Source organism: Calditrichota bacterium (assembly GCA_013151735.1).
Lineage (GTDB): Bacteria > Zhuqueibacterota > JdFR-76 > JdFR-76 > BMS3Abin05 > BMS3Abin05.
The window spans coordinates 1-10,905 of the sequence record JAADHR010000074.1 but is presented as its reverse complement, the minus strand read 5'-3'; the positions used below and the strand labels follow the sequence as shown (position 1 = coordinate 10,905).

Annotated in this window: 8 protein-coding genes and 1 tRNA gene; all 9 read right to left on the bottom strand. The window is 46.5% G+C overall.

Annotated features, from left to right (window positions below; genetic code table 11):
* Positions 1-536: proline--tRNA ligase (locus GXO76_05320; protein NOY77271.1), on the bottom strand; the 536-nt coding region annotated here is incomplete at its 3' end.
* Positions 537-585: 49 nt separating this feature from the next.
* Positions 586-659, bottom strand: a tRNA-Arg gene (locus GXO76_05315).
* 72 nt (positions 660-731) lie between these two features.
* Positions 732-2,228: a fucose isomerase gene (locus GXO76_05310; protein ID NOY77270.1), complete on the bottom strand. Its 1,497-nt coding sequence runs from the start codon at positions 2,226-2,228 to the stop codon at positions 732-734.
* Between the two features lie 80 nt (positions 2,229-2,308).
* Positions 2,309-3,088 (bottom strand): glucose 1-dehydrogenase, encoded by a 780-nt coding sequence (locus GXO76_05305; protein NOY77269.1) that lies wholly within the window; start codon positions 3,086-3,088, stop codon positions 2,309-2,311.
* 8 nt (positions 3,089-3,096) lie between these two features.
* On the bottom strand, positions 3,097-5,013 hold the full coding sequence (gene selB, locus GXO76_05300; protein ID NOY77268.1) for a selenocysteine-specific translation elongation factor: 1,917 nt from the start codon (positions 5,011-5,013) through the stop codon (positions 3,097-3,099).
* On the bottom strand, positions 5,010-6,422 hold the full coding sequence (locus GXO76_05295; GenBank protein ID NOY77267.1) for an L-seryl-tRNA(Sec) selenium transferase: 1,413 nt from the start codon (positions 6,420-6,422) through the stop codon (positions 5,010-5,012). Before GXO76_05295 ends, selB begins: the two co-directional genes overlap by 4 nt.
* 223 nt (positions 6,423-6,645) lie before the next feature.
* The gene (locus GXO76_05290; protein NOY77266.1) at positions 6,646-8,244 is read right to left on the bottom strand and encodes a hypothetical protein; all 1,599 of its coding nucleotides are present in this window, start codon (positions 8,242-8,244) and stop codon (positions 6,646-6,648) included.
* Between the two features lie 72 nt (positions 8,245-8,316).
* Positions 8,317-9,786 carry a hypothetical protein gene (locus GXO76_05285; GenBank protein ID NOY77265.1) on the bottom strand — a complete coding sequence of 490 codons (1,470 nt, stop codon included), beginning with the start codon at positions 9,784-9,786 and terminating at the stop codon, positions 8,317-8,319.
* 270 nt (positions 9,787-10,056) lie between these two features.
* Positions 10,057-10,905, bottom strand: an 849-nt coding sequence (locus tag GXO76_05280; protein ID NOY77264.1) for a T9SS type A sorting domain-containing protein, incomplete at its 5' end; no start/stop codon positions are given.

Below are 10,905 nucleotides of genomic sequence, written 5' to 3'. Positions count from 1 at the left end.
TCTTTGTGCAGCTCATAGCTTCTGTCCAGACCCTCCTGATTGTAATCGAGGCTGTACGAGTCCTTCATGATGAATTGGCGCGCCCGGAGTACACCGGAACGAGGCCGCGGTTCGTCCCTGAATTTGTTTTGAATCTGGTACCAAATCTGAGGGAGTTCTTTATAGGATCGAATTTCGCCGCGGGCATTGGCGCAGATGATTTCTTCATGGGTCGGAGCCAGAACCATTTCATGGCGTTTGCGATCTTTAAGATGAAACATCTCGTCACCAAAGTCGCTTGCGCGTCCTGTTTCCTGCCAGATTTCAACCGGATTCAAGGCCGGCAAGTAAAATTCTTGCCCGCCAATGGCATCCATTTCTTCCCGAATAATGTCCATGGCTTTTTTCATGATCTTCCAGCCCAGCGGCAAATAGGAATAAATGCCGGCTGAAAGCATTCGGATGAGCCCGGCACGTAGCATGAGCTGATGACTCTTAATCGTTGCTTCTGAAGGAGTTTCCTTAAGTGTTGGAATAAACGCTTTCGATAATCGCATGTTCCCATTCCGTTTCAGGTCAGTAGTCAAAACGAGCAGATATAAAAAGTGCGCCAGGAGGGAATCGAACCCCCAACCTTCGGCTCCGGAGGCCGACGCTCTATCCAATTGAGCCACTGGCGCAACACTATCACTTATTAAATTTTAATTAATATAATATTTTTTAGCGAGTAAAACAATAAAAAATTTTCATTTTTATCTCACCTGTTCCCAGATGGGCTGGATGCGATCCTTTGCCCGGTCACCCATTACCACGGGCGTGATTCCGGTAATTTCACAGAAATTGATAAGCGCGTCCACATAATCTCCCTCAACGGCCAAAATATGATTGCACGGGAAAAGCTTAACAAACTCTTCAAAACTACAATTCAGTTTCGCATGAACGTGGGGCCAGGTTGGATCGGTTTGTTCATTCAGCATTTTGCGTGTTTCCGCATCCAGATTTTCAACCGTGCCGTCAACAATCACCATAAAGGGCTTTTCATCCCATAATCCCAGGCGTGCAAATGTCAATGGACCCGGATCGGCGTCAAATTCAACAGAGGCCCCTCCTGCTTTAAAATAGAATTCCAGAGCCGGATGAAAGGTAATTTTTTGAAAATTCTCCTCAGCCTGCCAGCTTCTTTTGGCATAATAGCTGGAGTGATTTCCGGAATTGCAAAAATCCCACAGATCCCGGTCGGGATGATACAATCGCACATCCATAAATAGCGTTGGGTAGCCCCCACTCACATATTTGAGGATCTGCATGGTCATGGCCGCATAGGTGTCGGCTTCTGTGGCACAAACGGTTGGTTCTTTGGGTCCCCGCCAATCATAAGGATCATTCATAAGCATTTCGGCCACATCACCGAGGCAGACATACTCGGTCAATTCGCGCTGCCCCTTCAGACCGCAAAAGTCAAATCCCTTTTCCTGATTTACCTGTTCCATAGCCAAATAGAGGCGAATTTGCGTTTTCAATGTTTCCGGAGTCAACATTTTACCATCGTATTTTAGGCGATCACCCAGGAGATTTTCAAACCAATTCAGACCCTTTTCGACTTCATTTTCGTCGACACGTTCCATTTGTTTGAGCAGCCACAACTGGTCAATCTGACGAATGGTTGTTCCAAACGCCTTCAGTGTGGGCGTCAAGTGGGGAAAGCCCGTTTCCATTCCCATGGAGTGTCCTCCGTAAACGCCGAAAACCTCATTCTTAATCGTGGTAGCTGCTTGACTGGCGCGAATCCAATCGACCACACGTTTTTGTGTTTTCGGATCATCCGCGTCACCCACAATTCGGTGCGTCCGGAAACCGGCCTGTCTCAGTGCACCATCGGTTGCCAGAAGTCCCACATTTCCGGGATATTTTCCATTGTTATTGGAAAGACTTAGAATGGGAACGTCCCTTCCCAGGCTATTCAAAACGGGCCATACCAAAAACGGGAAATTCCACACATTGTACACAAAAATAATTTGTTTGACGTCTGCCTGAGAAAATTGCTTGCCGACTTTCTGTCCGGTTCGGACATCGTGAACAATTTCATTTCCAATAACAACCTCATAATTTTCGCCGTCGCGCGGTTTACTTTTTTCCTGAATGATTTTTGCCCAGTTTTTGACGACTTCCATATTTTGTGCATCCGTTTGCACATGAACATGATTTCTTTCATCCGTTAACATCACCAAACCAATTGCTGTTTTTCTCATGGTACCCTCCTGTTTGATCCCTGCTCTTTTTAAAATTTGACTAAAAAACGTTTTTCCATTTCAAACTCATCCGGCCTTTTTTAACGAAAACATGTCTGTGCCCGGCCGCCATCAATGCTGTACGTAACACCTGTAATCCAGGCGGCACGTGGCGATACTAAAAACAGGATAAGATCGGCCACTTCTTCCGGTTTGCCTACGCGACCCAGTGGATGGGTTGTTTTGGAATGCTCCAGGAAATTTTGATAGGCTTCGTCGTCCATGCCCCCTCGTTTGTGAAGTTCCGTTACAACAACACCGGGATTAACGGCATTCACCCGTATTCCCACCGGCGCCAATTCCAGGGCTGCTGAGCGCGTCAATTGATCAACCGCGGCCTTACTCGCCGCATAGGCCAAAACATTTGGAAAGGCCCGAAGTCCCGTAACACTTGACACATTTAGAATGCTCCCTTTGGTTTTCTTAAGAAAAGGCACGGCCAATTGACTCAAGTAAAAAACGGACCGCACATTAATAGCGAACATTTTATCCCAGTCATCCAGGGTTGTGTTTTCGATCGTACCGGATGCAATAATTCCGGCCGCATTAACCAAAATATCCAATTGTCCCGAAAAATGAGTCATGATTTTTTCGAATGCCTTTTTTAATGCATCCGTGCTGGTGACATCAACAGGAACTACAACCGCCTCTCCCCCACTTTCCCGAATCGTATCAGCAACTTCCGACAATTTTTCCTCATTTCTGGAAACCAGGGCCACACGTGCGCCCTCCCGTGCAAACGCCAAACTGGTTGCCCGGCCAATTCCGCTACTGGCGCCGGTTACAATGGCCGCCTTTCCGGATAATTCTGTATCCAACATGAATGTCCTCACTTTTTTAAATTCACTCCAGGTACACGGACGTCTCCTATTCGTTCCGTAACCTCTTGAGCATCAAAGTATTCCATCAATGGCAACGCAAATTTTCTTGTGGTATTCAATAAATTTCTGAAGTCAGAAAGTCTGATTTCCGAATGGGTCTCAAAATAGGCCAACAATCGCTTCTTCGCCTCCTCTACGCATCTGTAGGAAAATACTATATTCCCGGGTAACACAATAAGTTGCCCTTTTTTCTTTCCATATTGAATCAGATTATTCAGGGTATTTTCTTGAATGGATAAGAATTGGGCATATTCCTCAGGCCGCATCGTCTGGAAGGCATCCTTTGTCAGTTTGGATAAAAAGGCCTCATATTTTTGGGATAACTGAGAATCCAAATCCCATAAAAAGCTTTTTAAACGAACCCGGTCATTGTCGACTACGAGGAGGTCCTTTTGCTCCAAGTGAGCAAGAATAGTCTGAAACACGGAATCCTCGAGCGCAGCATTAAATTTATGGTGCAGTTCGGCTTTGGGGATTCCCGGTTCAATGGGATGAGTTTTATGATAATACTCAATGAGTTCCGGAATTCGCTTTGAGTAATAGTCTATCGTTTCATTTGAGAGAATGTAATCTTTTGTACCGACGTGAATCTGTTGAATTTTGTTTTCCTTCTCCAACAGACGTATCATTTGCTGTGTCTGTGAAAAATCCATGCCGGCACCGTAAGCAATTTCTTCAAGGATCCTTGGAAATCGATACATTTGAATAAATTCCATCAAGACTTCTTTGGGATCAGAAGACTCTAATTTTTGAAGATGTCGTAAAACAGGCTCGGAAAATCGTTTGTGCCGAAGCCGTGGATGACTATCCAAAACAATCCCGCCGCCAATCGTAACCTGCGGTGAATATTGACGAACCACAAACCGATCCAGCCGGTTCAGGGCAATTTCCTGCTCGAAAAATAATTGGCAATAATCCGATTGTCCCGGGTACAAAACATCTGAATTTAGAAGTCGAATACGGGCAAATATTTCACTGGTACCCACATGAAAGCGAACGCGTGTCTGATTGGCCAATTCTTTGGGAGCATTCTTCAGGAGCTGAAATTTGGCATCAATTCTTTTCGTGGGAATTCCGTAATGCGGAGACGCCAGAACATTTCCGCGTTCAATTTCATCCTTTGCAATTCCGGCAAGGTTAACAGCGGCGCGGTCTCCGATTTCTACTTCTTCCGCCGGGTGCTCGTGTTTTTGGAGTCCCCTGACTTTTAAAAGGCGTCTGTGAGGCAGAATTTCAACCGTCTCCCCTGCCCTCAGTCGTCCTGAAAGAACCGAACCGGTTACAACGGTTCCAAAACCGCGAATGGTGAAGGAGCGGTCAATAGGCATCCAAAAAAATCCGCGGTCCCTTTTCGGGGGCGGAACGGCCAAAAACTCATCGAGAGTTTTTTTAATATCGTCCAGCCCCTCATTTGTAACAGCGGAGAACTTTAGGATGGGGGCTTCTTCCAAAAATGTTCCTTTAACGAGGTTTTTAACATCTTCCTCTACAAGTTCAATCCACTCCTCATCAACCAGATCCACTTTCGTGATCACAACAAATCCTCTTGGGATGCCCAAAATATTCAGAATATCCAGATGCTCGCGCGTCTGGGGCATCACGCCATCATCCGCGGCAACCAACAGAATGGCCATGTCAATCGTTGTGACACCCGCAACCATATTTTTAATAAATTTCTCGTGTCCCGGAACGTCAATGAACGCCGCCCGATCTCCGTAAAAGGCAAAACCGATGTCGATGGTGAGCCCCCGTTCCTTTTCCTCGGCAAGCCGGTCGGGATCCATTCCGGTAAGCGCTTTTACCAGCGTACTCTTGCCATGATCGATATGACCGGCCGTTCCAATAATGATGTGTCGGTTTGTCATGTCTGCCTCAAGAAAATCGATTCAATGGCCTCTTTTAGAATGGGACACTCGGAATCCCGGATCGTCCGCATATTCAGGTAAAATTTTTCATCTCTAATATAGCCAATAATTGGCGGAGAATATTCTCGAAAAGATTTTGCCAATTCATTGGGAGTCAAACGAATATGTGATATTCCCAAAACGAAACTCTTAAGTTCTTCCAGAGGAATCGCGCCACTGCCCACCTGGGAGCTTCCAATAACAATATCGAAAGAACCTGACTCAAACACTTCATTGGAAAGACTGCTGAGAAGGGTTTCGGCTCGTTGCTTTTGAGCGGAGAGGGGTTCGGTCAGCATCCGAAGGGAAGGCACTTTTTGAACGAAATCCTTTTGAAAATACAGTTTCAGAGTTTCCTCGAGGGCAGCCAGAATAAGTTTATCCAGACGGAGTGCCCGTAAAAGGTGATTTTTTCGAATCTTTTGAAGATAGATCCTTTTACCCGCAATAATTCCTGCCTGCGGGCCTCCGAGAATTTTGTCTCCGCTAAACGTCACAACATCCACACCACGTTTAATATTACGAGAAACGACCGGTTCATGGGGTAAACCGTATTTTTCCAGATCGATAAACACCCCTCCCCCCAGATCATAAATAATCGGAATTCCGTGTGTCCTGGCCAGCGGTACCAGTTTTTCCATGGGCACGTCTTGCGTAAAACCAAGCACACGATAATTGGAGGGATGGGCCACCATAATGGCCCCTGTTTGATCGGTTATGGCATGTTCATAATCACGCAAATGGGTTTTATTGGTGGTTCCAATCTCAACCATTTTGGCCCCGCTTTGGGCCATAACTTCCGGGATTCGAAAAGCACCTCCGATTTCGATAAGCTGGCCGCGAGAGATAATGACCTCTTTTCCGTCGGCTATTGAATTGAGTGTGAGAAGAACAGCCGCCGCATTATTGTTAACAACAGCCGCCGATTCTGCACCGGATAATTCCGTAATCAAGTGTTCAACAATGGAAGTCCGCTCACCTCTTTTACCTGTTTCTAAATTAAATTCGACACTGCAATAATTCTCAGTGAGTTCTCCAAATTTCTTCGAGACCTCCGGGGCTAATGGAGCCCGGCCAAGATTGGTGTGTAAAATAACGCCTGTCCCGTTTACAACACGTTTGAGCCTCGAATCGAAGAACGAGTCCAAGCGGGATTTTGCTTCCTCAAGAATGGAATCCGTTAAATGCTCCAATTCTATGGTTGGTGAGCCGGTGGCTTGTAGTTTTTCGCGAAATCCATGAACGGAATCACGTAATAATTTGGTAATGAAAGATCTATCATATATATCCAGCCAGTTTTTTGCGATTTGTTCGTGCAACAATGTGTCAATCGAAGGGAGATTCTTTAACAGATCCTGAGTGGAATTCATGGATGTATCCTTTGAATGAATCCGGGAAATTAGGATATCTTTATCCATTCTTAAAAACGTCTGAATGGCGATCGTTACGGTTATAAGTGCCCTACGCCAATCTCAATTTGTGCGTACGACCGGAATGGAATTTTAATAAAATAATAAGAACAATTAAAAAAGTCAACGAAAATACGGGCGGAATTTCCCAAAGCGAATATCATGGCACAAAAGGAAGGGCATTTTAAAAGCCTCGCTTTAATTCCACAGTAAAGAGTGAAAGACGGGAATTATTATGTTTTAGCTCCTGATCAATTGCCGCATCCCGATGGGCAATCACATTTATTTCCCAGCTCTCCAAAAACTGCCAGGATAAAAATAGCATGGCCGTCGTTTCATTTTGGTCCGTATAAAAGTTGAAACCCTGGGCGGTGGCGCGACCCGAATCGTCGTAACGGCGCAGCTCATAACTGATCGACCCGGACACAAGAAAATTGTGCCTGTTAAAAAAGTCCAGCGAGAGGGTGAGACCGCTGACGGTGTAATTCACAACGGGTGCAAAGGATTCAGTCTGAACAGGAAAACGATATTTTTTTCGAACATTCAGATAGCCGATTTGAAAACTAAAAGAGGAACTCAGTGTAAACTTTATTGCCGGAATTATCGAGAGGTAGTCAAAATCCTGAAGATAGGTCAGGTGTTTTTTGTACTTTCGGTCGGTAAATTCAGCCGTTGTTTCAAGACCCAACCAGGGCGTTATCCCCTGCCCTGCCTGAAGATTCACGTACCAATCGCGGTAGCTCCCAAGGTAAAAAGTCGAATCGCTGGACGCATTTGGGTAGGTCAACACCCGCCGATCCACCTGTAACGAAACTCGCGTTTGTCGAATGGTCATGTAATGGGTACTGGCAGAGAATGTCCGGTTTGTGTAATCCCATTCGTGAAAAATGTCGTGGCGGCGGTCTTCCAATTGGGCGGAGACTTGTACATGGGTCAGGAATCCCGGATTAAAACCAAGCCCGGCCCAAAATTGATTTCTCCAGTAATCCGGAAAATTTTCATCCTGACGATCGTAACGCCGGCGTAGAAATTCATCGGACACAAAACCCGTGAATCGGGAAGCCAACGTACCCTGCCACCGAAATCCCGAATACATCTGGGAATATTTTAGCTGAATATCACGGCTGTAAGCCATCCTTTCCGCATCCATCCAAAATTGGGCGGTTTGATTGTTTTGAAAGGATTTTTCAGCGGTTCCATGAAGTGTGGTTAACCAATAATCGGGGCTGTACTTAAAGATGCCATTCCAGTGCAGGGAAATCCGGTCCGGAAACTCCCGATTTCCCTCCGTGCCAATGGCTGCAATAGGATTATTGACGGCATCCAGCAAATTGCTGTCCTGTCCGCTGTACACAATCTCAAAGTCCTGTCGGGATACATCCATTCCTGTGGTCACATAGAATGTGTTTTCGGTTGCGGCCGGTTGGGAATCTTGTGCCGGTTTTTCTTCGGCAACCGCCGATTTTTCAGAAGCTGCCGGCATGCCCTTTGAATTTCTGAGCAGTTCCTTTGCCGAGGAAAGATAGAATTCAGCCAGCCCGAAATCGCCTGTCTGCAGTGCACGGACAAATAATTTTTCGAAAAGGGTGACTTCCTGACGAAGGGAACTATCCTGGACGGATAATGTTTGAAGTTTCAGCTGAAGGTAATCCAGCTGCAGAACGGTCTTTTGGGACAGGGAATCCGTTTGATCGGAGGATTCCACCCTCTGCGCCTGCAAATTATTCCCGGTGAGCAAAAGAAGGAAAACCGCGCACGCCAGACGGAGCCGTCTGATTACCAAAAATTTTGAGTGATTCTTCAACCGATTTGCGATCCCAACGTTTTTATTTCCATCAGGAAAATCTTAGCAGATTCAAAATTGCCTGAGAATGGATTCGGCAACCACCAGGTATTCATTTGCTTCTGCCCAATTTTGGTCTTGAATCGCCCGTTCGATTTTCTTCTGAAGACCCTTTAGAATCGTGAGAAAAAGCTGTTTTGTGGAATTTGAGCCGAAATCCCGGGAACTCAACAGATTCATTTTTGTTTGAAAATTTTTATATTTTGACCGAACTGCGGCCTCCGAAACAGAAGAACCTGCAGCGAGGTTCTGAGCCATTCGTTTGAATTGAAGGGCCAGCCGATTGGCAACCAGAAGGAAAGCCGCGCTGGTTTTGTAATTTCCTTTCGATAATTCCCTCTGGCTTTTTCCCAAAAACTCATTCGAGAGTTTTAGAAGGGTTTGTCCTCTCGTACTTTGATTTCCATCTTTTGGGATGGACTCCAATAGCTGCCGGAGCGCCCTGATATTTTCCTTTAACTGCGCCTGGTAGCTCCCGTTTTTTTGAATCGGGCTGGACTGAAGCCTGGACAAAATCTTGCGGGCCACATCGGTTTTTTGAATGGCCGAAGAATAATTCTTTCGGTCATAATCCATTTGGGCATCGATTAGCAATTTCTGGACCTGCTCCAGCAATTTTCGGGTCATCGGCTTCATCTGCCCGGAGTATTCCTGGATCATTCCCTTGAGCACCTGCCGGGTTAATTGGAGATTATCTTTTGCCTGCTGAGAAAGGGCATAGTTCCCGCCCTCCGTGAGATTGATAACCCGGAGTAAAAGCCGCGTTGACCACTGGTAATACAAATTGGCCTTTTTCAGATCACCCTTTTTATAGGCCTGCTCGGCTTTTCTGGCCTGATCCATTGCCTGATTGTAAAGGCTGGCAGAAAGGGTTCCCCGGGTTCCCTGGAGCGACTTCTCTGCCTGGCGCTTCAATTCCAAAAAGTTCTGGCGATCGGATTGAATACGGGCATATTTTTCGGGGGCATTTTGTTCCAATATTTTTAAACAATTTTCCAGAAGGGACTTCTCAACCTTGTAGAGTTCCGTGGCTTTGGCAAAATTTCTGCTTTGGAACGCCCGGACGGCATTCCGGTGCACCTGTTTGGCGCGTTTTAGCAGCCGGTCAGCATCCGCATTGTAGCGTCTGTGAATCTGATTCTCCGCCCGACGCCGCATTTCTTCCAGAGGAGCCTGGTAATTTCTCACGATGGCCACCATCGATTTTTTGAGAACGGTATCGCTGAGTCTCAGGGCCAATCTTAGCTCTTGCCTGGCCAGGCGATATTGCTTTTTACGGGAAAACTCCACAGCCTTTCGCCGGTGTTCTCTAATAGTTTGAATGCTCTGAGTAAGCTTTTGGTTGTGGAATTGGGCGGAAACGTTTTCGAGTGTGGCAATTTTTTGATCCAGCTCCTGGAACAACTGCTGCAAATTTGCGGGTTCCGGGCTCTGAGCGTGACCGGCCGGAGGAAGAAAAAACATCCCCAAGAGCATGAGCACAATCACAACACCTTTGAAGCAGGGAGCCGTTTTTAAGAAAGGCTCTCCCCTATTCCAATGTGTTGGTCTAAGTGTTTTCGGGGATGTTGGGGAGTTAAACTCTAACATGTTACGCACCGGTTCTTTTTTACGGAAAAGGAGATCGCTCTCGTTTTCCTTAGTATTTGATAATTAAAACCCCTAAGTTTCGAATTAAATTACGAAAAATCGGGCATCAAATCAACAAAAATCGGGACGCCCTTCTACACGAAGGGCGTCCCACGTTCCCTATTATTTCATAAGCGTCATTTTTTTCACACGTTGAAAGGCCACACCCTGCTTGTCCTTAACCTGAATTTGGACGAGATAAATACCCGAGGAAACCTGTTCTCCAAAGGCGTCCCGGCCGTTCCAGTGCAGGGTGTACACACCGGCCGCCCGGTGTGAATTTTCAAGGGTGACAATCTTTTGTCCCAGTAAATTGTAAACATTAACCGTTACCCACCCACTCTTCGGAATCGCGTAAGAAATCGTGGTTTCCGGATTAAATGGATTGGGATAATTCTGATTCAGGACGTACCGTGAAGGAAGCACGCCATTTCCTGCGTCATCCACACCGGTTAGTGATACTTCAGACATTGTAATGTTGGCGTTGTCGTAGCTTTCTCCGGATCCAACGGTCGCGTCAAGAGAGTCACTTGTCGTGGTATCGCCATCGGCGCCCTGCCAATACCCCGGGCGAATTCCAAAAATTCGGTAGTGTCCGGCGGGCAGATTCACAATGGCATAGAGGCCGTTTTCATCCGTAACGGCAAATCCAGCCGTTCCCATGGGTCCGCGGGCATACACAAAAACATGATCAAGTGGATGCTGGCCTGAACGACTCATAATTTTTCCGGCGATCGTGTAGGCGCCTTCGGTAACGGGAGCCAGTCCGAAGGTGATGTCCGGGGTGATGTCCGGAGAAACGACAGAAACGGGAGTTGCCTTTTTCCAATTTCGAACGTCGTTGTAGAATTCCCCCACAAACCCGCGCGCCCAGGCCATAACAAAATACCGGCCCGAATGCAGATTAGTGAATGTGTAAGACCCGTCGGAGCCTGTTACCGTTAAAAAGGGTCGTCCGCCCTTTTTAGGAAA

What these genes read in the sequence shown, in the direction of transcription:
- GXO76_05295 (NOY77267.1), bottom strand. Translation starts at nt 6,422, where the DNA reads ATGAATTCCACTCAGGATCTGTTAAAGAATCTCCCTTCGATTGACACA.
- GXO76_05310 (NOY77270.1), bottom strand. Translation starts at nt 2,228, where the DNA reads ATGAGAAAAACAGCAATTGGTTTGGTGATGTTAACGGATGAAAGAAAT.
- selB (NOY77268.1), bottom strand. Translation starts at nt 5,013, where the DNA reads ATGACAAACCGACACATCATTATTGGAACGGCCGGTCATATCGATCAT.
- GXO76_05305 (NOY77269.1), bottom strand. Translation starts at nt 3,088, where the DNA reads ATGTTGGATACAGAATTATCCGGAAAGGCGGCCATTGTAACCGGCGCC.